The organism is Kitasatospora sp. NPDC034023, assembly GCF_055575795.1.
Window position 1 is genome coordinate 105,446 of the sequence record NZ_JBVIRY010000003.1, and the last position, 23,871, is coordinate 129,316.

23 protein-coding genes are annotated in these 23,871 nt (G+C 73.8%); 16 read left to right on the plus strand and 7 right to left on the minus strand.

Annotated elements, in window-relative coordinates; translation table 11 throughout:
• Positions 1 to 44 precede the first annotated feature (44 nt).
• The 15 genes from ACZ52R_RS05840 (at position 45) to ACZ52R_RS05910 (ending at position 15,718) form a co-directional block, all read left to right on the plus strand.
• A complete protein-coding gene (locus tag ACZ52R_RS05840; protein WP_465752831.1) occupies positions 45 to 1,829 on the plus strand; it encodes a nickel-dependent hydrogenase large subunit in 1,785 nt (594 codons plus the stop codon).
• Positions 1,826 to 2,293 (plus strand): thioredoxin, encoded by a 468-nt coding sequence (locus ACZ52R_RS05845; RefSeq protein WP_465619500.1) that lies wholly within the window; start codon positions 1,826 to 1,828, stop codon positions 2,291 to 2,293. Before ACZ52R_RS05840 ends, ACZ52R_RS05845 begins: the two co-directional genes overlap by 4 nt.
• On the plus strand, positions 2,290 to 2,937 hold the full coding sequence (locus ACZ52R_RS05850) for a DUF5947 family protein (RefSeq protein ID WP_360491024.1): 648 nt from the start codon (positions 2,290 to 2,292) through the stop codon (positions 2,935 to 2,937). Before ACZ52R_RS05845 ends, ACZ52R_RS05850 begins: the two co-directional genes overlap by 4 nt.
• Positions 2,934 to 3,578 (plus strand): DUF6084 family protein, encoded by a 645-nt coding sequence (locus ACZ52R_RS05855; RefSeq protein ID WP_360491021.1) that lies wholly within the window; start codon positions 2,934 to 2,936, stop codon positions 3,576 to 3,578. Before ACZ52R_RS05850 ends, ACZ52R_RS05855 begins: the two co-directional genes overlap by 4 nt.
• Positions 3,575 to 4,981, plus strand: coding sequence for a hypothetical protein (locus ACZ52R_RS05860; protein WP_465660949.1), 1,407 nt, complete (start codon positions 3,575 to 3,577; stop codon positions 4,979 to 4,981). Before ACZ52R_RS05855 ends, ACZ52R_RS05860 begins: the two co-directional genes overlap by 4 nt.
• The gene (locus ACZ52R_RS05865; protein WP_465619495.1) at positions 4,978 to 5,484 is read left to right on the plus strand and encodes a hydrogenase maturation protease; all 507 of its coding nucleotides are present in this window, start codon (positions 4,978 to 4,980) and stop codon (positions 5,482 to 5,484) included. The genes ACZ52R_RS05860 and ACZ52R_RS05865 overlap by 4 nt, the downstream gene beginning before the upstream one ends.
• A complete protein-coding gene (locus ACZ52R_RS05870) occupies positions 5,478 to 5,582 on the plus strand; it encodes a DUF6893 family small protein (RefSeq protein ID WP_396287881.1) in 105 nt (34 codons plus the stop codon). The genes ACZ52R_RS05865 and ACZ52R_RS05870 overlap by 7 nt, the downstream gene beginning before the upstream one ends.
• 151 nt (positions 5,583 to 5,733) lie before the next feature.
• Positions 5,734 to 6,111, plus strand: a complete 378-nt coding sequence (hypA, locus tag ACZ52R_RS05875) for a hydrogenase maturation nickel metallochaperone HypA (RefSeq protein ID WP_360491012.1) — start codon at positions 5,734 to 5,736, stop codon at positions 6,109 to 6,111.
• 5 nt (positions 6,112 to 6,116) lie between these two features.
• Positions 6,117 to 6,947, plus strand: coding sequence for a hydrogenase nickel incorporation protein HypB (gene hypB, locus ACZ52R_RS05880; RefSeq protein ID WP_465752833.1), 831 nt, complete (start codon positions 6,117 to 6,119; stop codon positions 6,945 to 6,947).
• Entirely contained in the window at positions 6,944 to 9,262 is a 2,319-nt protein-coding gene (gene hypF / locus ACZ52R_RS05885) for a carbamoyltransferase HypF (protein ID WP_465752835.1), read from the plus strand. Before hypB ends, hypF begins: the two co-directional genes overlap by 4 nt.
• 6 nt (positions 9,263 to 9,268) lie before the next feature.
• A complete protein-coding gene (locus ACZ52R_RS05890; RefSeq protein ID WP_360491003.1) occupies positions 9,269 to 9,658 on the plus strand; it encodes a HypC/HybG/HupF family hydrogenase formation chaperone in 390 nt (129 codons plus the stop codon).
• Positions 9,655 to 10,779 carry a hydrogenase formation protein HypD gene (hypD, locus tag ACZ52R_RS05895; protein ID WP_465619487.1) on the plus strand — a complete coding sequence of 375 codons (1,125 nt, stop codon included), beginning with the start codon at positions 9,655 to 9,657 and terminating at the stop codon, positions 10,777 to 10,779. The genes ACZ52R_RS05890 and hypD overlap by 4 nt, the downstream gene beginning before the upstream one ends.
• A gap of 103 nt (positions 10,780 to 10,882) precedes the next feature.
• The gene (gene hypE, locus ACZ52R_RS05900; protein ID WP_465619665.1) at positions 10,883 to 11,872 is read left to right on the plus strand and encodes a hydrogenase expression/formation protein HypE; all 990 of its coding nucleotides are present in this window, start codon (positions 10,883 to 10,885) and stop codon (positions 11,870 to 11,872) included.
• Positions 11,873 to 12,094: 222 nt separating this feature from the next.
• Entirely contained in the window at positions 12,095 to 14,764 is a 2,670-nt protein-coding gene (locus ACZ52R_RS05905; protein WP_465619485.1) for an Ig-like domain repeat protein, read from the plus strand.
• A gap of 225 nt (positions 14,765 to 14,989) precedes the next feature.
• Complete coding sequence (locus ACZ52R_RS05910; RefSeq protein WP_465752838.1) at positions 14,990 to 15,718, plus strand: hypothetical protein; 729 nt, start codon at positions 14,990 to 14,992, stop codon at positions 15,716 to 15,718.
• Positions 15,719 to 15,775: 57 nt separating this feature from the next.
• Here the strand turns inward: ACZ52R_RS05910 and ACZ52R_RS05915 are convergent, their stop codons facing one another.
• A complete protein-coding gene (locus ACZ52R_RS05915; RefSeq protein ID WP_465752840.1) occupies positions 15,776 to 16,615 on the minus strand; it encodes an ATP-grasp domain-containing protein in 840 nt (279 codons plus the stop codon).
• Between the two features lie 183 nt (positions 16,616 to 16,798).
• Here ACZ52R_RS05915 and ACZ52R_RS05920 point away from each other — a divergent pair, with 183 nt between their 5' ends.
• Positions 16,799 to 17,290 (plus strand): signal peptide protein, encoded by a 492-nt coding sequence (locus ACZ52R_RS05920; RefSeq protein WP_465619480.1) that lies wholly within the window; start codon positions 16,799 to 16,801, stop codon positions 17,288 to 17,290.
• A gap of 29 nt (positions 17,291 to 17,319) precedes the next feature.
• Here the strand turns inward: ACZ52R_RS05920 and ACZ52R_RS05925 are convergent, their stop codons facing one another.
• The 6 genes from ACZ52R_RS05925 to ACZ52R_RS05950 all read right to left on the minus strand — a co-directional run bounded on the left by ACZ52R_RS05925 (position 17,320) and on the right by ACZ52R_RS05950 (position 23,871).
• Positions 17,320 to 18,414: an LLM class flavin-dependent oxidoreductase gene (locus tag ACZ52R_RS05925; RefSeq protein ID WP_465619478.1), complete on the minus strand. Its 1,095-nt coding sequence runs from the start codon at positions 18,412 to 18,414 to the stop codon at positions 17,320 to 17,322.
• A gap of 40 nt (positions 18,415 to 18,454) precedes the next feature.
• Entirely contained in the window at positions 18,455 to 19,480 is a 1,026-nt protein-coding gene (locus ACZ52R_RS05930; RefSeq protein WP_465619476.1) for an LLM class F420-dependent oxidoreductase, read from the minus strand.
• Positions 19,481 to 19,553: 73 nt separating this feature from the next.
• Positions 19,554 to 21,170 (minus strand): ABC transporter substrate-binding protein, encoded by a 1,617-nt coding sequence (locus ACZ52R_RS05935; RefSeq protein WP_465619474.1) that lies wholly within the window; start codon positions 21,168 to 21,170, stop codon positions 19,554 to 19,556.
• A gap of 69 nt (positions 21,171 to 21,239) precedes the next feature.
• Entirely contained in the window at positions 21,240 to 22,202 is a 963-nt protein-coding gene (locus tag ACZ52R_RS05940) for an ABC transporter ATP-binding protein (protein ID WP_465752842.1), read from the minus strand.
• Positions 22,199 to 22,981, minus strand: coding sequence for an ABC transporter ATP-binding protein (locus ACZ52R_RS05945; protein ID WP_465619470.1), 783 nt, complete (start codon positions 22,979 to 22,981; stop codon positions 22,199 to 22,201). The genes ACZ52R_RS05940 and ACZ52R_RS05945 overlap by 4 nt, the downstream gene beginning before the upstream one ends.
• A complete protein-coding gene (locus ACZ52R_RS05950; RefSeq protein WP_465619468.1) occupies positions 22,978 to 23,871 on the minus strand; it encodes an ABC transporter permease in 894 nt (297 codons plus the stop codon). The genes ACZ52R_RS05945 and ACZ52R_RS05950 overlap by 4 nt, the downstream gene beginning before the upstream one ends.

The following is a 23,871-nucleotide window of genomic DNA, read 5'->3' on the forward strand; positions in this document are numbered from 1 at the left end:
CGCCGACGCCTCCGCCCCCTGCAGAGAAGGACACGACAGACACGATGGCAACACCGACGACCAGGGCGGCCGGCGACGGCAGCGGCCTGACCGAGATGTCCTGGGACCCGATCACCCGGATCGTGGGCAGCCTCGGCATCCACACGAAGATCGACTTCAAGCAGAAGCGCGTCGCGGAGTGCTACAGCACCTCCTCGGTCTTCCGCGGCTACAGCGTCTTCATGCGCGGCAAGGACCCACGCGACGCGCACTTCATCACCAGCCGGATCTGCGGGATCTGCGGCGACAACCACGCCACCTGTTCGGTCTACACCCAGAACATGGCGTACGGGGTGAAGCCCCCGCACCTCGGCGAGTGGATCATCAACCTCGGCGAGGCCGCCGAGTACATGTTCGACCACAACATCTTCCAGGAGAACCTGGTCGGGGTCGACTACTGCGAGAAGATGGTCCGCGAGACCAACCCGGGCGTGCTGGAACTGGCCGAGCGCACCGAGGCGCCGCACGCGGGCGACCACGGGTACAAGACGATCGCCGACATCATGCGCTCGCTCAACCCGATCGAGGGCGAGTTCTACCGCGAGGCGCTGCAGGTCAGCCGGTACACCCGGGAGATGTTCTGCCTGATGGAGGGCCGCCACGTGCACCCCTCCACGCTCTACCCTGGCGGCGTCGGCACGGTCGCGACCGTGCAGCTGTTCACCGACTACCTCACCCGGCTGATGCGCTACGTCGAGTTCATGAAGAAGGTCGTGCCGCTGCACGACGACCTCTTCGACTTCTTCTACCAGGCGCTGCCCGGCTACGAGGAGGTCGGCCGGCGGCGGATCCTGCTCGGCTGCTGGGGCAGCCTCAACGACCCGGACCACTGCGACTTCACCTACCGCAACATGACGGACTGGGGACGCAGGATGTTCGTCACCCCCGGCATCGTCGTGGACGGCAAGCTCGTCACCAACGACCTGACGCAGATCAACCTCGGCATCCGGATCCTGCTCGGCAGCTCCTACTACGAGGACTGGCAGGGCAAGGAACTCTTCGTCACCCACGACCCGCTGGGCAACCCGGTCGACCCCCGGCACCCGTGGAACCAGCACACCATCCCGCAGCCGCAGAAGCGCAACTTCGACGACAAGTACAGCTGGGTGATGTCCCCGCGCTGGTTCGACGGCAAGGACCACCTCGCCCTGGACACCGGCGGCGGCCCGATCGCCCGGCTCTGGTCCACCGCGCTGTCCGGGCTGGTCGACATCGGCTACATCAAGGCCACCGGCCACAGCGTGCAGATCAACCTGCCCCGCTCGATGACCAAGCCCGAGGTCACCTTCGAGTGGAAGATCCCGCAGTGGAGCAACGCCCTCGAACGCAACCGGGCCCGCACCTACTTCCAGGCCTACGCGGCCGCCGCCGCCCTGCACTTCGCCGAGAAGGCGCTCGACGAGGTCCGGGCCGGGCGCAGCCAGACCTGGGAACGCTTCGAAGTGCCGGACGAGTCGATCGGCTGCGGATTCACCGAGGCCGTGCGCGGCGTGCTCTCGCACCACATGGTGATCCGCGACGGCAAGATCGCCAACTACCACCCGTACCCGCCCACCCCGTGGAACGCCAGCGTCCGCGACAGCTACGGCACGCCCGGCCCGTACGAGGACGCGGTGCAGAACACCCCGATCTTCGAGGAGAACTCCCCGGAGAACTTCAAGGGCATCGACATCATGCGCGCGGTGCGCAGCTTCGACCCCTGCCTGCCCTGCGGCGTGCACATGTACGTCGGCGGGCGCGCCGTCCAGCCCATGCACGTGCCCACCGGCCTGAGCGGGCTCACCGCATGACGGCCGAACAGACCGGGCTGCGGATCCAGGAGGCCCTGGACGCCCTGACCGGCAGCGGAGCCGAGCAGGCGGGCGAGCAACTGGTCCGCGACCTGATGGACTTCTACGGCCAGGGGCTGGCCAGGATCGTCCCGGCGCTGCCCCCGCCCGCCCTGGAACGGATGCTCGACGACCCGGCGGTGGCCGGGCTGCTGCTCCTGCACGACCTGCACCCCGAGTCCGTCACCGCCCGGATCGACCGGGCGCTCGCGACCCTGCCCGAGCGGGTCGAGGTGCTCGGCTTCGACCCGGGCACCGGCGTCCTGCGGCTGCGCCGGACCGCCTCCGGCTGCGGCAGCGCGGAGGGCGACGTGGAGGCCGTCCTGGCCTGCCACGCCCCCGAGGTGACGGCCCTGGAGCTGGCCCGCGACCCGCAACTGCTGCAGATCGCCACCCGCCCGCCGCAGACCGCGGAGGCGCGATGAACACCCGCCGGATCTCCCGCGACGGAACCGCCCTGCTGCGCCGACTGCGCGAGCCGGCGCCGCCGCGCCCCGAGCAGTGCGGTTTCTGCGGCCGGGACCTGCCGGCCGGCCACCGCCACCTGGTGGACGTCGAGGAACGGGCGCTGGCGTGCACCTGCACCGCCTGCGGCCTGCTGTTCCAGCAGCCGGCCGCGGCCGGCGGGCGCTTCCGCACCGTACCGGACCGCTACCTCGCCGACCCGGACGGCGGGTTGGACGAGCGGGCCTGGTCGGTCCTGGGCATCCCGGTCGGCACGGCGTTCCTGTTCCGCAACGCCGTCCTGGACCAACTGCTCGCGTTCTACCCCGGCCCGGCCGGCGCCACCGAGAGCGAAGTGGACGAGGAAGCCTGGGAACGCGCCCTCGGCGGCAGCCGGCTGGCCGCCGCTCTGGAACCGGACGTCGAGGCGCTGCTGCTGCGCCGCACCGACCGGCGCGTCGAGTGCTTCCTGGTGCCGATCGACATCTGCTACGAGCTGGTCGGCCGGCTGCGGCGGTGCTGGCACGGCTTCGACGGCGGGGCCGAGGCGCGAGCCGAACTCGACGCGTTCTTCGAACGGTTGGCCGCCCGGGCCCGCCCGCTGCCCGCGACGGTGACGGCATGACGACGCTCGGCTTCTCCTGCACCGGCGTGCGGTCCGACCCGTACGCGGCCGTGCCGACCCTGGTGTTCCGGCTGCGGATCACCGCGCCGGCCGACACCCGGGTGCACGCCCTGGTGCTCCGGTGCCAGCTGCGGATCGAACCCGGCCGCCGGTCGTACGCCGAGCCGGAGGGCGAGCGGCTGACCGACCTGTTCGGCGAGCGGCAGCGCTGGGCGAGCACGCTCCACCCGATCCAGTTCGCCACCGTGCCGCTGCTGGTGCCCGGCTTCACCGGCGAGACCGAGACCGACCTCGCCGTGCCGTGCAGCTACGACCTGGAGGTGGCCTCCGCCCGCTACTTCCGGGCGCTCGACGGCGGGGACGTACCCCTGCTGCTGCTCTTCTCCGGCACCGCCTTCGCCGGCCCCGGCGGCTTCCAGGTCACCCCGGTGCCCTGGGACAAGGAGGCCCAGGTGCGGATGCCGGTACGGGTCTGGCGGGAGGCGATCGACCAGCACTTCCCCGGCTGCGGCTGGCTGCGCCTGCCCGACGAGGTGATGGACGCGCTGCTGGCCTACCGCTCCCGGCAGGCCCTGCCCTCCTGGGAGGCGACCGTGCGTGAGCTGCTGACGGCCGCCGCGATCGAGGAGGTGGCCCGGTGAGCGCCTTCCCGGCCGGGATCGAACGCGGCTTCGCGGCCGCCAGGCAGATCGCCGACGCGGTGCTGCTGGAGGGCTACGTGCTCTACCCGTACCGCGCCTCGGCGGCGAAGAACCGGCTGCGCTGGCAGTTCGGCGTCCTGGTGCCGCCCGAGTACACCGCGCAGGGCGGCGAGCACTCGCACCAGCGCACCGAGTGCGTCATGGAGGCACGTCGGGAGGACCGGCTGGCCGTCGAACTGCGCTTCCTGCGGGTCCAGCGGCGCACCGTCGAACAGGCCACCGACTCCGGCGGCTTCGAGCCGGTGGAACGCCTGGAACTCGCCGACCGGGTGCTCGTGGAGTGGGACGAGGGCGTCGAGGAGCGGATCGAGCTCCTGCTCCCCGTCGACGAGTTGATCGGCGAGGGGGTGCAGCGGGCGTTCCGGCTGCCGGGCGTCGGCGAGACCGAGCTGCTCCGCGAGCACGGCACCGCCGTCGGACGGCTGGTGCGGCGCCGCGAACAGGTCGACGGCCTGGTGCGGTTGACCATCGAGGAACTGCCCGGCCCGTACCGGGCGCAGCGGCTGAAGGCGGTGGTGGAGAACGTCTCCGCCTGGGTGCCGCCCCGGCGGGCGAGCCGTGAGGAGGCGCTGCCGCGCTCCCTGGTCTCCGCCCACCTGCTGCTGGGGCTGGAGCACGGCCGGTTCGTGTCGGCCACCGACCCGCCCGAGTGGGCCCGGTCGGCCGTCGAGGGCTGCCGCAGCCGGCACACCTGGCCCGTCCTGGCCGGACCGGACGGCGAACGCGGGGTGGTGCTGTCCTCGCCGATCATCCTGGAGGACCACCCGCGCGTCGCCCCGGAGAGCCTCGGCACCCTCTACGACGCGACCGAGATCGACGAGATCCTGGCGCTGCGGACGGCGGCCCTGACCGAGGAGGAGAAGCGGGAGGCCCGGGGCACCGACGAGCGGGCCGCGGCCGTGATCGACCTGGCGGACTCCATGCCACCGGAGGTGCTGGAGCGCCTGCACGGCGCCATCCGCGGGCTGCGCGACCTCACCGGCGCCGATGCCGACACGGAGCAGCCCTGGTGGGACCCGGGCAGTGATCCGGCAGTCGACCCCGAGCGGGACCGGGTGCTCGTCGACGGCCGGTCGGTCGGCGCGGGCAGCCGGGTCCTGCTGCGGCCCGGACGGCGGCGCACCGACGCCCAGGACCTCTTCCTCGACGGGCGCACCGGCGTGGTGGAGGCGGTGCTGCACGACGTCGACGGCTCGGTGCACCTGGCCGTCACGCTGGAGGACGACCCGGGCGCCGACCTGTGGCGGGCCCAGGGCCGGTTCCGCTACTTCCAGCCCGACGAGGTCACCCCGCTGGACGGCGCCGACCCGGACGGCGCCGTCCGGGACGGGGTGGGCGCATGAGCGGCGGGACGGTCCTGGTCGCCGGGGTGGGCAACATCTTCCTCGGTGACGACGGGTTCGGCGTGGAGACCGTCCGGCGGCTGGCCGCGCACCCGCTGCCGGACGGCGTCGAGACGGTCGACATCGGCGTGCGCGGCGTGGACCTGGCGTACCGGCTGCTCGACGGCTACCGGACCGCCGTCCTGGTGGACGCCACCTGCCGCGGCGGGGCGCCCGGGACGGTCTACCTCATCGAGGCGGCCGCCGAGCCGCTGGAGGCGCCGATCCTGGACGGACACCGGATGGGACCGGACGCGGTGCTGGCGCTGCTCGCCACGCTCGCCGCCGGCACCGGCGGCGAGCCGCCCGGGCGGGTGCTGGTGGTCGGCTGCGAGCCGGAGTCACTGGAGGAGGGCATCGGGCTCAGCGCCCCCGTCGCCGCCGCCGTCGAGGAAGCGGTCCAGGTGGTCCTGCGGGTCCTGGACGAGGCCACACAGTCGGAGAGGGAGACAACACCATGCTGAGGAAACTGTTCTGCACGGCCCTGCTGGCGGGGCTCGGCGCACTGGTCTGGCAGAGCCTGCCGGACCTCAAGCGGTACCTGCGGATCTCACGGATGTGAGCCGCGAATTGCTGCGAACGGTGCAGCCCCGGGCGCGGTGGCGGCGCGGCTTCGAGCCGTGGCCGCCATCGCGCCTTGTAATGGGGCGCGCCTTGTCGGGAGGCCCGCCTGGTCGTGGGGCGCGCCGACCGCCCGCCGTGGGAAGGGACCGATGCACGAGATGTCGATCGCCGCCGCCGTCGTCGAACAGGTCGACGCGGCCGCGCGTGACCACGGGGCCGCCGGGGTGGCCCGGGTGCGGCTGCAGGTGGGCGAGCTGGCGGGAGTCGTCCCCCAGGCCCTCGACTTCTGCTTCGAACTGGCCTGCGCCGGAACGCTGGTGGAGGGCGCGGTGCTGCACACCGAGCCGGTCGCGGCGCGGGCCCGGTGCGTGCCCTGCGACACCGAGTGGGCCGTCGGCATGCCGCCGGACCTCGGCTGCCCCAGCTGCTCCGGCGGCGGCGTCGAGCTGCTGTCCGGGCGCGAGCTCCAGATCCTCGACGTCGAGTGGGCCGAGCGCCCGGACGTCCCGGCCGAACAGAAAGGCTGATGCCGATGTGCCGCACGGTCGACCTCCGCCAGGCGGTCCTCGCCCGCAACGACGACAGCGCCCGCGAGCTGCGGGCGGCGCTGGCCGCCCGGGGGACGGTCGCGGTGAACCTGCTCTCCAGCCCCGGCAGCGGCAAGACCGCCCTGCTGGAAGCCGAGTTGGGGCTGGCCCGGCGGCGCGGGGTGCCGGTCGCCGCGCTGACCGCCGACCTCGCCACCGAGAACGACGCGCTACGGTTGGCCCGCTCGGGCGCGCCGGTCAAGCAGGTGCTCACCGACGGGCTCTGCCACCTCGAGGCACGGATGCTCGCCGGACACCTGGACGGCTGGCTGCCGCAGGACTGCCGGCTGCTCTTCGTGGAGAACGTCGGCAACCTGGTCTGCCCGGCCTCGTACGACCTCGGGGAGTCGCTGCGGGTGGTGCTCGCCTCGGTGACCGAGGGCGAGGACAAGCCGCTCAAGTACCCGACCGCCTTCGGGCTGGCCAACCTGGTGCTGGTGACCAAGACCGACCTCGCCGTGGCGGCCGAGTTCGACGAGGCCACGTTCACGGCGAACATCCGCCGGGTCAACCCCGGGGTGGAGGTGGTGCACACCTCGGCCCGCACCGGGCAGGGCGTCGGGGCGCTGCTGGAGCGGGCGCTGGCCGTCCTGGACGGCGCCGAGCCGCACCGGCCGGTGATGGCTGCCACCCCCCATGAGCACGGGCACGGGCACGGGCACGGGCCTGAGCACGAGCACGGGCACGAGCACAGGCCTGAGCACGAGCACGAGCACGGGCACCGACACGAGCACGGGCACGGGCACGAGAACGCGGTGGTCGGGGAGGCCCCGTGACGGTCGGTCCCCGCGCACTCGACCGCGAGCGGCGGCAGGTCACCGTCCGCGGCCTCGTCCAGGGGGTCGGCTTCCGGCCCTTCGTCTTCACCCTGGCCGGTGAACTCGGCCTGGCCGGCAGCGTCACCAACACCGGCGAAGGCGTCCTGGCCGAGGTCGAGGGCAGCCCCGAGGCGGTGGAGGCGTTCTGCCGGCGGGTGGCCGGCGACGCGCCGCCGCTCGCGCACGTCGCCTCCGTCGAACACGCGCCGCTCACCGCCACCGGCGCGACGGGCTTCGCCATCACCCCGTCCCGGACCGACGGGCCCCGGGCCACCCTGATCCCGCCCGACGTCGCCGTCTGCGCCGACTGCCTCGCCGAACTCGCCGACCCGGCCGACCGCCGCCACCGGCACCCCTTCATCAGCTGCACCAACTGCGGCCCCCGGCACACCATCGTCACCGGCCTGCCCTACGACCGCGCCAACACCACCATGGCCGGCTTCCCGATGTGCGCGGACTGCGCCCGGGAGTACACCGACCCGGCCGACCGCCGCTTCCACGCACAGCCGGTCGCCTGCCACGCCTGCGGGCCGCAGCTCGCGCTGACCGTGCCCGGGCACGCCGACCTCGCCGGGGAGGACGCGCTCACCGAGGCCCGCCGGCTGCTGGCCACCGGGACGGTCCTCGCCGTCAAGGGCATCGGCGGCTACCACCTGGCCTGCGACGCGCGCGACGCCGGCACCGTCGCCCTGCTGCGCCGCCGCAAGCGGCGCGGCGACAAGCCCTTCGCGCTGATGGCCCGTGACCTCGCCACCGTCGACGGCCTGCTGCCGCTCGGCCCGGTCGAGCGGGAACTGCTCACCGGACCGGTACGGCCGATCGTCCTGCTGCGCCGCACCGGAGCGCCATCGCCCGAGTTCGAGGCGGTGGCCCCACGCAGCCCCGACCTCGGGGTGATGCTGCCCTACACGCCGCTGCACCATCTGCTGCTCGCCGCACCGGGGCCGGACCTGCTGGTGATGACCAGCGCCAACCTCTCCGGCGAGCCGATCGTCACCGACGACCGGGAGGCCCTGGAGAAGCTCGCCCCGCTGGTCGACGGCTGGCTCACCCACGACCGGCCGATCCACGTCCCGTGCGAGGACTCGGTGGTGCGGGTGGTGGACGGCGAACAGCTGCCGCTGCGCCGCTCACGCGGATACGCGCCGCTGCCGCTGCCCCTGCCGGTGCCCGTCCGCCCGGCGCTCGCGGTCGGCGGCGACCTGAAGAACGCCTTCGCGCTGGCCCGCGAGGGCTACGCCTGGCTGTCCGGCCACATCGGGGACATGGACGACCTTGCCACGCTGCGCGCCTTCGACCGCGCGGTCGACCAGCTCGGCACGGTCACCGGGGTGCGCCCCGAACTGCTGGTCACCGACCGGCACCCCGGCTACCGCTCGGTCCGGCACGCCGAGCGGACCGCCGCCGGCCGCCCGGTGCGCCAGGTGCAGCACCACCACGCGCACATCGCCGCCGTGATGGCCGAGCACGGCCTGGACGGCAGCCGGCCGGTGCTCGGCCTGGCCTTCGACGGCACCGGCTACGGCGAGGACGGCGCGATCTGGGGCGGCGAAGTACTGCTGGCCGACTACGACGGGTTCCGCCGCCTCGCCCACCTCGGCTATGTGCCGCTGCCCGGCGGGGACACGGCGGTCGAACGCCCGTACCGGACCGCGCTGGCGCACCTGCGCGCCGCCGGACTGCCCTGGACCGCCGGGCTGCCGCCGGTCGCGGCCTGCCCGGCGGACGAACTTCGGATGCTGGAGCGGCAGTTGGAGCGCGGCCTGAACTGCGTGCCGACCTCCAGCATGGGCCGGCTCTTCGACGCGGTCTCCTCGCTCGCCGGGATCTGCCAGCGGGCCGGGTACGAGGCCCAGGCGGCGATCGAACTGGAGGCGGCCGCCGCCGAGTTCGGTGCGGTGGCGGGCTACGGATTCGGGCTGCCCGCCCGGGCGGACGGCTGGCTCGCCGACCCCGGGCCGGTGCTGGCCGCGGTGGTGGCGGACGTGGCCGCGGGCGCGCCCGTCGGGTTGGTCGCCGCACGCTTCCACGCCGCGGTGGCCGACCTGGTCCGCCGGGTGTGCGCGGCCGTCCGGGAGCGGTACGGCACGACCACGGTGGCGCTCAGCGGCGGCGTCTTCGCCAACGCCCTGCTCTCCTCGGCCTGCGCGCGCGGCCTCGGGGAGGACGGCTTCACCGTGCTGCGGCACCGCCGGGTGCCGCCCAACGACGGAGGGCTGGCGCTCGGCCAGCTGATGGTGGCCGCCCGCTCGGCGGCCACCCGGGAGGAGTGAGAGCGGATGTGCCTGGCGGTACCCGGCAGGGTGACGGAGATCGGGGAGCGGGACGGGACCCGGATGGCGGTCATGGACTTCGGGGGGGTGATCAAGGACGTGTGTCTGGAGTACCTGCCCGACCTCGCGGTGGGCGACTACGCGATCGTCCACGTGGGCTTCGCGCTGCAGCGACTGGACGAGGAGTCGGCCCGGCGCACCCTCGCCCTGTTCGAGGAACTCGGGCTGCTGCAGGAGGAGTTCGGCGACCCGTGGGAGGCGGCGGGCGAGTTCGCCGCGGGGGCGTTCGCAGCGGTGCCGGAGCAGGACGCGGCGGCGGAGCAGGACGCTGTGCCGGAGCAGGACGCGGTGGCGGGGCAGGACGCGGCGCGAGCGGCTGAGGAGGCCGGACGGTGAAGTACCTGGAGGAGTTCCGCAACCCGGAGCTGGCCGAGGGCCTGCTCGCGGACATCAGGGCCACGGTCACCCGGCCGTGGGCGCTGATGGAGGTGTGCGGCGGTCAGACGCACAGCATCATCCGGCACGCCATCGACCAACTCCTGCCGGAGGAAGTCGAGTTGATTCACGGGCCGGGGTGCCCGGTGTGCGTCACCCCGCTGGAGATGATCGACCGTGCGCTGGCGATCGCCGCCCGGCCCGAGGTGATCTTCTGCTCCTTCGGGGACATGCTGCGGGTGCCCGGCACCGACCGCGACCTGTTCCGGGTCCGCGGCGAGGGCGGCGACGTCCGGGTGGTCTACTCGCCGCTCGACGCGCTGCGGATCGCGCGGGAGAACCCGGACCGGGAGGTCGTCTTCTTCGGCATCGGCTTCGAGACCACCGCGCCGCCGAACGCGATGGCCGTCCACCTGGCCAGGAAGCAGGGCCTGCGGAACTTCAGCATGCTGGTCTCGCACGTCCGGGTGCCCCCGGCGATCGACGCGATCATGGCGTCGCCGGACTGCCGGGTCCAGGGCTTCCTCGCCGCCGGTCACGTGTGCAGCGTGATGGGCACCGACGAGTACCCGGCGCTCGCCGACCGCCACCGGGTGCCGATCGTGGTCACCGGCTTCGAACCGCTCGACATCCTGGAGGGAATCCGGCGCACCGTACGGCAGTTGGAGCGCGGGGAGCACACCGTCGACAATGCCTACCCGCGGGCCGTCCGGCCGGAGGGCAACCCGGCGGCGCGCGCCATGCTGGAGGACGTCTTCGAAGTGGCCGACCGCCCCTGGCGCGGCATCGGCGTGATCCCGCAGAGCGGCTGGCGGCTCGCGCCGCACTACCGGGACCACGACGCCGAACACCGCTTCGACGTCGCGGGGATCACCACATGTGAACCCGCCGCCTGCCGCAGCGGCGAGGTGCTGCAGGGACTGCTGAAGCCCCACCAGTGCGAGGCCTTCGGCACGGTCTGCACCCCGCGCACCCCCCTCGGCGCCACCATGGTCTCCAGCGAGGGCGCCTGCGCCGCGTACTACCTCTACCGGCGGCTGAGCGCGCCGGTCGCTGCTCAGGAGGCGAGCCCCGTTGGCTGACACCGAAATCCTCACCGGGGCCGCGGCCCCCGACGCCCCGCCCGCGCCCGACTTCGCCGGCTGGAGCTGCCCGCTGCCGCTGCGCGACCACCCCCGGGTGGTGATGGGGCACGGCGGCGGCGGGGCGATGTCCACCGAACTGGTGGAGAACCTTTTCGCGCCGGCGTTCGGCGGCCCGGCCCTCGCAGGGCTCGGCGACTCGGCCGTCCTGGAGCTCGGCGGGGCCCGGCTGGCCTTCTCCACCGACTCCTACGTCGTCCGGCCGCTGTTCTTCCCGGGCGGCAGCATCGGCGACCTCGCCGTCAACGGCACGGTCAACGACCTCGCGATGAGCGGGGCCCGGGCGGCGTACCTGTCCTGCGGGTTCATCCTGGAGGAAGGGGTGGAGATGTCCGTGGTCGACCGGGTGGCCCGGGCGCTCGGCACCGCCGCCCGGACCGCCGGGGTCGAGGTGGCCACCGGGGACACCAAGGTGGTCGAGGCCGGGCACGGCGACGGCATCTACCTGAACACCGCCGGCATCGGCCTGGTGCCCGCCGGGGTCGACATCCGGCCGCAGCGGGCCGTCCCCGGCGACGTGGTGATCGTCAGCGGGCCGATCGGGTTGCACGGGGTCGCGATCATGAGCGTCCGGGAGGGCCTGGAGTTCGGGGTCGAGGTGCGCAGCGACTGCGCGGCGCTCGGCGGCCTGGTCGAGGCGATGCTCGCCGTCACCCCCGACCTGCACGTGCTGCGCGACCCCACCCGCGGCGGGCTGGCGGCGGCGCTCAACGAGATCGCGGCCGCCGCCGGAGTGGGCGTGACCATCAGCGAGCGGGCCGTCCCCGTCCCCGACGCGGTCGCCAACGCCTGCGCACTGCTGGGCCTGGACCCGATGTACGTCGCCAACGAGGGCAAGCTCGTCGCCTTCGTGCCGCGCCGGGAGGCGGACGCGGTCCTCGCCGCCATGCGCGCCCACCCGCTCGGCGCGGAGGCGGTGGTGATCGGCGAGTGCGTCGGGGAGCACCCCGGCATGGTCGTCGCCCGGACCGGTTTCGGCGGCACCAGGGTGGTGGACCTGCCGATGGGCGAACAGCTGCCGCGGATCTGCTGACGCCACGTCAGTCCTGGCGCCGTGCGCGTCCTGACGCCGTGTGAGCCCTGCCGCCCCGGGAGACCGCTCCCGGGGCGGCGGTGCGTTCCGGGGTGCGTCGCTCGTCCGAAGGGGGTGATTCGGTGGGCGAACGAGTGTACGGCGCTCGCGCCCGACGATCGTCCGGGTTCCGGCCTCCACACACTGTGACCACTCTGTGTGCTCGTTCGAAAGGAACCGCCGGTGGAACCCGTAAGACCCCGACCACGACCGGACCTGTTCAGACGGTCGCTCGGCGCGGCCCTGGCGCTGTCCCTGGCCGCCGGTCCGGCCCTGGTGTCGGCGCACGCGTGGGCGGCCGAGAGCCCGTCGGCACCCTCGGTCCAGGACGGCAGCGACCAGCCGCCGGACCGTTCGCCACGCACCGTCCCGACGAGCCCCAGGAGGGTGCGGCCGGCGGTCAGGACGCCGGGCGTGTACGTCGTCGACGCGGACGCGGCCGTCGGCGCCACCACGTTCGGCGAGGCCTCCGTCGCGATGAACCCCGCCAACCCCCAGCAGGTCGCCATCACCCGCTTCACCTTCCCCTGGAACGGCAACGCCGACCTGCTGTACTCGGCGGACGGCGGGATCACCTGGAAGGACGAGGCCACCATCCCGCCGCCCCCGGGCGTGGCGAACACCTCGGGCGGCCCGAACGACCAGACGATCGACTTCGGCCGCAACGGCACCCTCTACGCCACCTTCCTGACCGGCGGGAACCAGATCGTCACCGGCTCGACCACCGACCCGACCAAACTGGCGTCGTGGAGCTGGAACAACCCGACGCCCACCACCACCCAGATCACCAGCGCCACCGGCACCAACGCCGACCAGCCCTGGCTGATCGTCAACCGCGACACCGGCACGGCGAGCCAGGACAACGTCTACGTCGCCTACCAGGACTTCCGCGGCGGCGTCCCGCACGACCGCGTGAACGTCTCCCACAACGCCAACAACACGCCGCCAGTCAACTTCGACCGGGACAACGTGGCCGGCACCGGCGCGCTCAGCGGCGGCGTCATCAACGGCGGGCTCCGGCTGGCCGCCGACCGGCGCAACGGCACCATGTACGCCCTCTACCAGCAGGGCGGCGGGACCACCCAGCCGGAGAACGTCACCCTGATGCTCAACCGGTCCACCGACGCCGGACAGAACTGGACGCTGGGCGGGAGCACGGACGGCATCGCCGTCTCCACGGACAACACCCGCCAGGGCAACGCCGGTTACAAGTTCGGCGGGGTCAACTCCCTCCAGGGCGGCGTCGACCACGTCGCCGTCGACCCGACCAACGGCGACGTCTACGTGGCCTACGGCGCGGACGTCTCCGGCAACAACCAGATCCGGATCCGCCGGCTCACGGACAACGGCACGGGCGGCATGAACGTCGGCGGCGCCGTCAACGTCTCCGCCTCGACCAACGCGGCGCTGCCCTCCGTGGCGGTCCTCAACGACGGGACGGTCGGGGTCCTCTACCTGACCAACGACGGCACCAACGCCGGCGGCTTCCCCGAGTTCACCGCCCACCTCGCCCGCAGCACCGACCACGGCGCGACCTTCACCGACACCGTCCTGCAGTCGTACACCACCAAGGTCGGCACCGCGAGCAACCCCAACGAGCGGCTCTTCGGCGACTACCAGCAGCTCAAGGCCGTCGGGAACACCTTCTACGGGGCGTTCATCGGCAACCTCAACGGCCTCGGCCAGACCACCGCGCAGCCGACCGACACGATCTTCTTCAGCGTCCCGCAGTTCACCAAGTCGACGCTGTCCTCCTCGTCCAACCCCTCGCTGTACGGCCAGCCGGTGCACTTCACCGCGACCGTCGTGCCCGTACCGGACGGCGGCACGGTCACCTTCGCGGTGGACGGCACCCAGCTCGGCAGCCCGGTTCCCGTCGACACCACGACCGGCACGGCGACCTCCGACGACATCGCCTCCCTCAGCCCCGGCCCGCACAACGTGGACGCCACCTACAGCGGCGACCCGAACTTCGTGGGCGACACGGCGATGACCCTCGTCCAGAACGTCGAGAAGGCACCGGTCGACACGACCCTCACGCCATCGGCGAACCCGTCGCCCTTCGGTCACGCGGTGACCTTCACCGACACCGTGTGTCCGGCGTTCCCCAGCACCAACCCGAGCCTGCCGCCCACCGGGACCGTCACCTTCCGGGACGGCACGACCCTGCTCGGCACCGGCACGCTGACCCCCGGCGGCGGCACCAACTGCGGCCGCACCCAGGTGAGTTTCGCGAACCTGCTGCCGGGCACCCACACCATCACCGCCCAGTACAGCGGCGACGGGAACTACCTGGCGGGCAGCCTGGAGTCGATCACCCAGACGGTGAGCTGCACCAGGACCATCACCGGGACCGTCGGCGACGTGGTCGCGACCGGTGACAGCACCTGCGTCGTCGGCGCCACCGTCAACGGCACCGTCCACAACCCGGGCGGCGGCGCGCTGTTCATCAGCGGCTCCACCGTCCACGGGGCCGTCCTGTCCTCCAACGGCACGCTCTTCGCCCTGTGTGGAAGTACGGTCGGCATCACGACCAGCGTCTACAGCTCGACCGGCTTCGTGCTCGTCGGCGACCCCGGTGACGACGGCTGCGCCGGCAACCGGCTCAACGGCTCCCTGCTGCTCGGCAGCAACCACGGCGGCCTGGAGGTCATCGCCAACCAGGTGACCGGATCGGTCCAGGTCCAGGGCACGACCGGCACCGGTCCGTTCCCCGAGGACACCCGCGCGGAGATCGAGAGCAACACCATCGGCGGGATGCTCTCCTGCGCCGGCAACACCCCGCCGCCCACCAACGACGGACACCCGAACACGGTGACCGGGCCGAGGCTCGGGCAGTGCTCCAACCTGTAGTCCTGTTCCCGCAGACCGAGTGATCGCGAAGGGGCCCGCCCGTGCGGGCCCCTTCCGCTTGATCCGGATACGCTGGGCAGTAGAGGCCCCGGGCCCGTCCGACCGCCCCGGGCAGATCAGCGCGGCATGGTGCGGAGGTGCGTGGTGCCGGAGGGTAACGGGCCGCGACGGCGCGAGTGTTGCGGAGCACACGCCCCGCACGGCCACTGACGGGACGCCGCGGCCGTGGGCTTCGCGGACACCGAGGTCGAGGTGGTGGTGACCGTGCCCAACCACGGCATCGGCCTGTGGATGGTCGGTGCGTTCGTGCTCACCTTCGTGGGCACCCGGGTGGTCACCCGGCTGATCCGGGCCGGGCGCGGGCCGTTCCGCAACGTCGAGGTCGGCGGCACCCATGTGCACCACCAGGTGTACGGCATCCTCGCGATGCTGGTGGCCGGCGCGATGGAGTTCGCCTACCGCCCGGACACCCCCGGGGTGCAGGTCCTGGCCGCGCTGTTCGGCGCCGGCGCCGCGCTCACCCTCGACGAGTACGCGCTGTGGCTGCACCTGGAGGACGTCTACTGGACGCGCGAAGGCCGCAAGTCCGTCGACGCGACCTTCCTGGCGGTGGCGGTCGGACTGCTGCTGGTCGCCGGGTTCAGCCCGTTCTCCGACACCGGCCAGGGCGCCGCCGCCCATCTGACCTTCGCCGTGCTGCTGCTGGTCAACCTGCTGTTCTCCGTCGGGGCGATCCTCAAGGGCAAGACGGCGGTCGGCGTGATCGGGCTGCTGGTGCCCCTGATCGCGCTGGTCGCCTGCCTGCGGCTGGCCAAACCCGACTCGCCGTGGGCCCGCTGGCGCTACCGGCCGGGCTCGCGCCGGGCCGAGCGCTCGCTGCGCCGCTACCCGCCCGGGCGGCGGACCCGGATGGACGCCCTGAAGGACTTCGTCGGGGGCGTCCCCCGGCAGTGAGGCCCCGGGGCAGCCCGTCCGTCGGTCCGCCCGTCCGTCGGTCCGCCTGTCCGTCGGTCAGCCCGGCAGAGCCAGGAATCGGCGCAGCGAGCCGGCCATGGCCCGGACGAAGCGCTCCCGGGTCTCCTCGGGGACCAGGTCGAGGGACAGGTAGGGGTTGAGGTCCTCCAGCTCGACCAGGAGCAGGCGCCCGTCGGGCGCCCGGCAGGCGTCCACCCGCTGGATCCCGTGCTCGAGCGTGTTCCAGTCGACGAAGCGCCGGGCGAACCCGAGGTCGGCCGGGCTCGGCTCGTACGGCTCCAGCACCCAGCGGCGGGCCGGGTCGGGGGCGTGCAGGGCGTACGGGAAGGCGTCGTCCACGAAGTAGAACGAGACCTCGTACCGGAAGTCGATCCGCGGCTGGACCAGCACCTCGCCCCACGCGGGACCGTCCGGACCCTCCAGCTCTTCGGGGGCGAGGAAGCGCAGGCCTATGCTGTCGGCGCCCTCCTTGGGCTTGACCGCGTAGCGGTCGGCGGCGGGCAGCCGGGCGAGGTCCTGCGGCCGGTCGACGGTGGGGATGACCGGGTGGCCGGTCTCGGTCAGGTCCAGCAGGTACTGCTTCCCGGCCATGTCCCCCCGCCCGGTCAGCGGGTTGTAGACCCGCACGCCGTCGGCCAGGGCCCGGTCCCGGAAACGGGCGTACTCCTCCCGGTAGTGCAGCACCGGCCCGCTGTTGCGCACGACGACCGCGTCGAAGCGAGCCATCAGGGCCCGGGCGTCGAGCGGGTGGCACAGGGCCAGGTCGAACCACTCCCGCAGCCGGGAGGTGAGGAAGACGTCCTCGTCGCCGTAGCGGCGGCCGCGGGCCGGGTAGGCCAGGTCGGTCACGTACAGCAGGCTGGGCCGGGCGGGCACGGGCGCTCCCTCGGGTGGTGGTGGGGGACCGAAATCTACCGGTCCACCGGCCCCGTCGGCCGTGGACCCCGGGGGCCGCCGGTCCGGCGCGGATGCGCGTTGCGCCATCGGAGTGCAGGGTGGACGGGTACGGTCCGGCCGGCGGACTCCCGGGGGACCCGAGAACGATCGAAGGAGGCCGCCATGCCGACCAGGAAGATTTTCGGCCGGGCCCTGGCCCTGACCGCCCTCGCCGCCCTGCCGGCCGCCGCTTTCACACTGCCCTCACCGGCGGCCGCCGCCGTGGCCTCCGCCCCGCAGGCGGTCGCCGTCGCCGCGCCGACCTCCTTCGTCGACCTGCCCAACAGCCCGCTGCCGTCCGACCACGCGGCGCACCGGATCACCGTCACCTACCGCAACCCCACGGGGGCGGACCAGACCATCGCCCCGCAGATCCTCGTCGAGTCACCCGACAACGGGCCCTTCCTCACCCCGGGGAACATCAAGCTCGAGATCCTGGTCGGCGGCGCCTGGAAGACCGTGCCACTGGCCAGCCAGACCGGCACGCTGTACACCGGCCTCACCTCGGCGAAACTGGTCCTCCACAGCCACCACACGCTGACCCAGTACTACCGGCTCACCGTGCTGAAGGCCTCCCCGGGCACGGTCCAGCCGAGGGTGGCGCTGTACGGCTGAGGCGGTCCGGGGTCCGGGCGGTGGCGTGTTCACCAGTCGCGGCGGTCGGCCGGGGTGCCGAGGCCGGCGCGGAGGTGGCGGACGAGGGAGCGGCGCAGCTCCCGGTCGTGGTCGGTCTCGACGGCGAGGTCGAGCTGGACGATGTCCACGCCCGCCGAGCGGAGGAGCCCGATCCGGGCCGCGACGGCGGCCGGGGAGCCGGCGTAGGCGGCGCTGAGGGAGCGGCGGACGTAGGCGGCCACCTGCTCGTCGCCGTGGGCGGGGTCGGAGTGGCCGCGCTCGCGGTCGCGGTCGAGTTGGACGGCCTCCCGCCAGCGGCCGCCGGCGCCGCCGGAGGTGAGGCGCAGGGCGTCCCGGCGCAGTCGGCGGACCCGGTCGCGGGCCTCCTCGTCGGTGTCGGCGAGGACGACGGTGACGTGCCGCCAGATCCGCAGGGACCGGCCGTGGACGGCGGCCGCGGCGCGGGCCTGGGCGATCCGCCGCCGGGTGTCGGGCAGCGGCAGCGGGCTGACGGCGTACACCTGCGCGTAGCGGGCCGCGAGGTCGAGGCCCTGCGGTGAGGAGCCGCCGAAGGAGAGCAGCTCGCCGCCCGGTCTCGGGTGCAGGCCGGGGCGGGCGGCGGCCACGGTGTAGAACTCGCCCTTGTGGTCGATGTCCCGGTCGGCGGTCAGGTAGCGGGTGAACAGGTCGAGGTACTCCTCGGCCCGGCGGTAGCGCTCCGCCTTGTCGAGGAGGTCGCCGTCGCGGGCCGTGTCGCGGTCGCTGGAGCCGATGATGACGTGTGCCGCCGCCCGTCCGCCGGAGAGGCGGTCCAGGGTCGCCAGGGAACGGGCGGCGACGGTCGGCGCGGTGGTGCCGACCCGGTGGGCGACGGCGATGCGCAGCCGGGTGGTGGCGGCCAGCGCCCAGGAGGCCACCAGCCAGGGGTCGGGCCACGAGCTGGACTGCACCACCAGGGCGCTGTCCAGCCCGTCCTCCTCGTTCTCGCGCGCGGTGCGGGCGACATACGCGGGGTCGGCGGTGCGGTCGCGGCCGTCGGGGGCCCAGCGCAGGGCCTGGCGCTCCTGCGGGGTGTCGCCGGGGACGGGTGCGGCGCGGACCCCGCCGCGGATCTCCAGGGGCACGGGCTCTCCTCGGATGGGAATCGGACGGAACGGCGGCGGGTCAGCGGGCGGCCGGGCCGAGCCGGGCCAGGGTGTCGAGCAGCTTGGCCCGGCTGACGAACACCTCGGGCGGCAGCGACACGTACAGCTGGATGGTGGTGACGCCCGGGCGGTGGTAGGCGAGGATGCGTTCGCGGCACTCCTCGGGGGAGCCGCTGACGAAGAGTCCGTCGACGACCTCGTCCGGCAGGGCCTTCTGGGCGCCCTCCGGATCCCCCTCGGCCCACCGGCGGTGGGTCTCGGCGAGCAACTCGCCGTGGCCCAGCCACTCGTGGAACTTCCGGTACGGCTCGCGGTTGAGGATCCAGGCGAGGAAGGGCCGGCTGGCGCGGTGGGCGTAGTCGGTGTCCTCGGTGGGGCAGACGAAGACCTTCACCACCAGCTCCTTGCCTGGCGGCTGCGGGCCGACGGTCTCAAGGATCTTCGGCACGTCGTGCGGGAACAGCAGGTTGGTGATGGCGCCGTCCCCCTCGGTGAAGCCGAGCCGGAGCATGTTGGGCCGCAGCGCGCCCAGGATCACCTTGACCGGGTCGGCGGGCGGGTGCGGCAGCCGGTAGCCGGTGATGTCGAAGGTGTCGAACCCGCCGGTGACGTACTCGCCGCGCAGTGCCCGGGTGACGAAGCGCAGCACGTCCCGGGTGCGCTTGAACGGCTCGTCGAAGGGGATGCCGTTGATGTCGGTGACGTGCGCGGGGACGGAGGCGCCGATGCCCAGCAGGAGTCGTCCGGGGGCGAGTTGGGCGAGTGTCGCGGCGGTCTGGGCGAGCACCGCCGGGCCGCGGGTGTGCACCGGGACGATGCCGGTGGCGATCCGCAGGGACGGGGACCACGCCGCCGTGGCGGCCAGCGGGGTGAAGGCGTCGGTGCCGCCGCCCTCGGCGCTCCACACGTCGGTGTAGCCGAGGTCGGGCAGCCGTTCGACCAGGAAGCGGTGCCGGTCGATGGTCAGGCCCGGCAGGGGCAGGGTGATGCCCCACTTGGGCGGCTCGGTGTCGGTGTGGTGGTGCGGCGGGTGCGGGGTGGTCATCGGACGGTTGTCCTTCCAGTGGTGCTCGGGGGTGGTGCTGGGGGTGGTGTCGGAGAGGGGACGTCGGTCAGCCTCAGCCGACCCGGACCGTGGTCAGGTCGAGGAACCAGGACTGCGGCTGCACGAGCCCGTGGACCTTCGGCGAAAGGGCCCGCGGGTTGCGGTCGTTGACCACGAACAGCCAGGGCGCGTCCTGGGTGACGAGGGTGAGGGCCCTGCGGTAGCCGGCCTGCCGGGCGGCCTGGTCGGCGTCGGCGGCCGAGGACGCGAGCAACCCGTCGACCTGCGGGTTCGCGTAGTGGCCGGTCCAGAACGGGCTCGTGGAGCCGATGAACAGCGGCAGCAGTGCCTCGGACTGGAACAGCGTGGTGGACTGGGCGACGGCGTCGGAACCGAGCGCGACCTGGCCCTTGGCCTCGGCGCCGATCAGGGTGGTCCAGTCGGTGGTGCGCAGTTCGACCTTGATGCCGACGGCGGAGAGGTCCCGCTGGATGGCCTCGGCGATCGGCACCGGCAGCAGGTTGCCGCTGCCGCCGGTGGGCACCGTGACGGAGGTGCCGAAGCCGTTCGGTACGCCGGCCTCGGTGAGCAACTGCCGGGCCTTGGCCGGGTCGTAGGAGTAGGCGTCGCCGGCGGGGTCGTAGGCGGCGGTGGCGCGCGGCGCGGCCTGGTAGGCCGGGTCGGCGGTGCCGTGCAGCAGATTGTCGGCGATGGCTTTGCGGTCGATCGCGTAGTTGGCGGCCTTGCGGACCAGCGGGTTGTTCCAGGGGGCCTTGGAGGTGTCCAGGATCCAGTACCAGAGGTGGTCGTAGCTGTTGGTGGCGATCGTGACGCCGTCGGCCTTGAGGCTCTCGATGTCGTCCGGGTTCGGGTACTCGATCCAGTTCGCGCCGCCCGAGCGCAGGGCCGCGGTGCGGGCGGCGGCGTCCGGCAGCGCCTTGATCACGAGGCGGTCGAGCTTGGGGGCGCCGCGCCAGTAGTCCTTGTTGGCGGTGAGCTCGATCTGCTGGCCCTCGGTCTGCGAGACGAAGGAGAACGGGCCGGTACCGACCGGGTGTTGGGCGAAGTTCGCCGAGCCGGCCTTGCGGACGGCGGTGGGACTGGCGATCAGGACGTGCGCGAGGTCCTCGGGGAAGTGGCCGTTGGGTTCCTTGGTGACCAGTTCGACGTGGTCGGCGTCGGTCTTGCGGTAGGAGGCGATGTCGCCCGCGTACTCCGCGGCGGCGGCGCCGAGGGCGTCGGTGTACTCGGGGCTGCCCTTGTCGAGGTAGCGCGCCAGGTTGAAGACCACGGCGTCGGCGTCGAAGGGGGTGCCGTCCTGGAACTTCACGCCCTGGCGGAGGGTGAAGGTCCAGGTCCTGCGGTCGGCCGCGACCTGCCAGTCGGTGGCGAGGGCGCCGGTGACGGTCGGCGGCTTGTCGGTGCCCTTGAGCAACTCGTAGCGGGTGAGGCCCTCGTAGAGCTGGAAGGAGACCAGCCGCTTGCCCTCGAAACCCGCGCCGCCGATCACGGTGTCGGTGTTGGGCAGCTTGCCGGTGGCGCCGATGACCAGGGTCCCGCCGCGGCCGTCGCCGCCGCCCGCCCCGGTGGAGCCGCCGCCGGACCCGGCGCAGCCGGCGGCCGCGGTGAGCAGGACGGCGGCGGCCGACAGGGCGACGGCTCTGGAACGGGTACGGGCGGTGCGCGTCATGGTGTTTCCTCGTCGGTTCGGTGGTGCGGAGCGCGGAGCGGTGTCGGTCAGGGCGGGGAGCGGTGTCGGTCAGGGCGCGGAAGGGGCTGTGCCGGTGGCGGAGGGGACGGTGCCGGTGGCGGCTTCCAGCAGCGCCCGGGTGTACGGGTGCGCGGGGGAGTCCCAGAGGCGGTCGACGGGCCCCTCCTCGACCACCCGGCCGTGCCGCAGCACCAGCACCCGGTGGGCGAGGTGGCGGACGACGGCGAGGTCGTGGGAGATGAACAGGTAGGCCAGGCCGGTGCGTTCGCGCAGCTCGGTGAGCAGGTCGAGCAGTCGGGCCTGCACACTGCGGTCCAGGGCGGAGGTGGGCTCGTCGCAGACCAGCAGCTCGGGCCCGGTGGCCAGGGCCCGGGCGACGGCCACCCGCTGCAGCTGCCCGCCGGACAGCTCGCGCGGGTAGCGGGCGGCGAGCGGGGGCTCCAGACCGACCTGGGCGAACAGCCGGGCGACGGTTGCGGCACGCCCGGCACGCCCGGCGCGCCCGGCACGCCCGGCGCGCCCGGCACGCCCGGCGCGCGGGGCGCCGTGCAGCCGCAGCGCGAAGGCGACCGCCTCCCCGGCCCGCAGGCTCGGGTTGAGCGAGCCGCGCGGGTGCTGCGGGACGAACTGCAGCCGGCCCCGCAGCGCACGGTCGGCGCGGCCGCGCAGCCGGTACGGGTCGCGGCCGTCGAAGCGGACGCTGCCGGAGTCGGGGGCGAGCAGGCCGAGGGCGAGGCGGGCCACGGTGGACTTCCCGGAGCCGGACTCGCCGACCAGGGCGACGGTCTCGCCGGGGGCGATGGTGAGGCTGACGCCCTCCAGCGCCGTCCGGCCGCCGTAGCGCTTGCCGACGGCGTCGAGGGTGAGCAGGGGGCGCGGGGGCGTCTCGGCGCCGGGGACGGTGTGGTGGTCGGACGTGCCGTGGCGGTCGGGCGTGTCGCGGTGGTCGGGCGTGTCGCGGTGGTCGGTCGTGCCGTGGAGGTCGGGCGTGTCGCGGTGGTGCAGGCTCATCGGCGGGCTCCCGGTTCGGCGGCCACCAGGGCGGCGGTGAAGGCGTGGCCGGGCTCGCCCAGCACCCGTTCGGCCGGGCCGAGTTCGACGATCCGGCCGGCCCGCATGACCGCCACCGTGCCGCCGATCCGGCGGGCCACCGCGAGGTCGTGGGTGACCAGCAGCAGCGCGATGCCGCAGTCGGCGCGCAGGGTGGCGAAGAGGTCCAGGATCCGGCCGCGGACCAGGGCGTCCAGCGCGGTGGTCGGCTCGTCGGCGATCAGCAGTTCCGGGCCGCAGCAGATCGCGAGGGCGATCGCGGCGCGCTGGCGCAGGCCGCCGGAGAGCTCGTGCGGGTACGCCCGGGCGACCCGCCCCGGATCCGGGACGCCGGCGGTGGCGAGCAACCTGGGGACGGCGGCGCGGGCGGCCCGGCGGCCGTCGGCGATCCGGTGTCGGCGCAGCACCTCGGCGAGTTGCGGGCCGATCCGGCGCAGGGGGTCGAGCGAGGCGCTCGGGTCCTGCGGCACGTAGCCGATGCGCCGGCCGCGGACGTCCGAGAACGCGCGTTCGTCGAGTGCCCGCAGGTCCGTCCCGGCGAGCCGGACGCTCCCGGTGACGGCGGCGCCGCGCCCGGGCAGGCCGAGCACCGTACGGGCGACGGTGGTCTTGCCGCTTCCGGACTCGCCGAGCAGCACCAGGGCGCCGCCGGCCCGCAGGGTGAGGGAGACCCCGTCGACGGCCCGGACGCCTCCGGGGTACTCGACGCCCAGACCGTCGATCTCCAGCAGTGGGCTCATCGGATCACCTGCTTGGCAGTTCGTCGCGTCACGGCCTGGGTGGCGTGTGGCAGATGGGCCGCGGCGTCGCCGACCCGGGTGCGCAGCGCCTCGCCGAGGGTGTTGAACACGACCGAGACGGCGAGGATGACGAGGGCCGGCAGCACCGCCACCCAGGGGTGGGTGAGCAGCGAGGGCCGCAGCTCGTCCAGCATCGCGCCCCACTCGGCGGTGGGCGGGGCGACCCCGAGCCCGAGGAAGGACAGTCCGGCGGCGTACACGACGGCGAGCCCGACCAGCGAGGAGGAGTACACCAGCACCACCGGAGCCACCACGGGGGCGACCTGCCGGAGCACCAGCGCGCCCCAGCCGGCGCCGCTGACCCGGGCCGCCTCCAGGTACTCGGAGGTGCGGATCCGCCGGGTCTCGGTGAACGCGACCCGGGCCACCGCCGGGGTGAGCACCACGGACAGCGCGAGCACGGTCGCGCCCAGGCCGGGGGTGAGCAGCGAGGCGACGGCGATCGCCAGCAGCACCCCGGGGAAGGCGTAGAGCACGTCCAGGGTGCGCAGCAGGGCCTGTTCGGTGAACCGGCCGCCGAGGCCGGCCGTGATGCCGAGCAGGGTCCCGGCGACGGCGGCGACGGTGACCGGCACGAGCCCTCCGGTGAGCGAGGCACGCCCGGCCCAGATCAGCCGGCTCAGCAGGTCGCGGCCCTGCCCGTCGGTGCCCAGCGGGTGGCCGGGGCTGCCGGGGTCGAGCAGCCGGTCCGCGAGCCGCCCGGCGGCCGGGTCGTACGGGGCGACCAGCGGCGCGGCGAGGGCGAGCAGGACGAGCAGCACGGCGAGGCCGCCGGGGACGACCAGGCCGAGGTTCCGGCTGGTCCGTCCGGTCCACGGGGTCGACGTCAT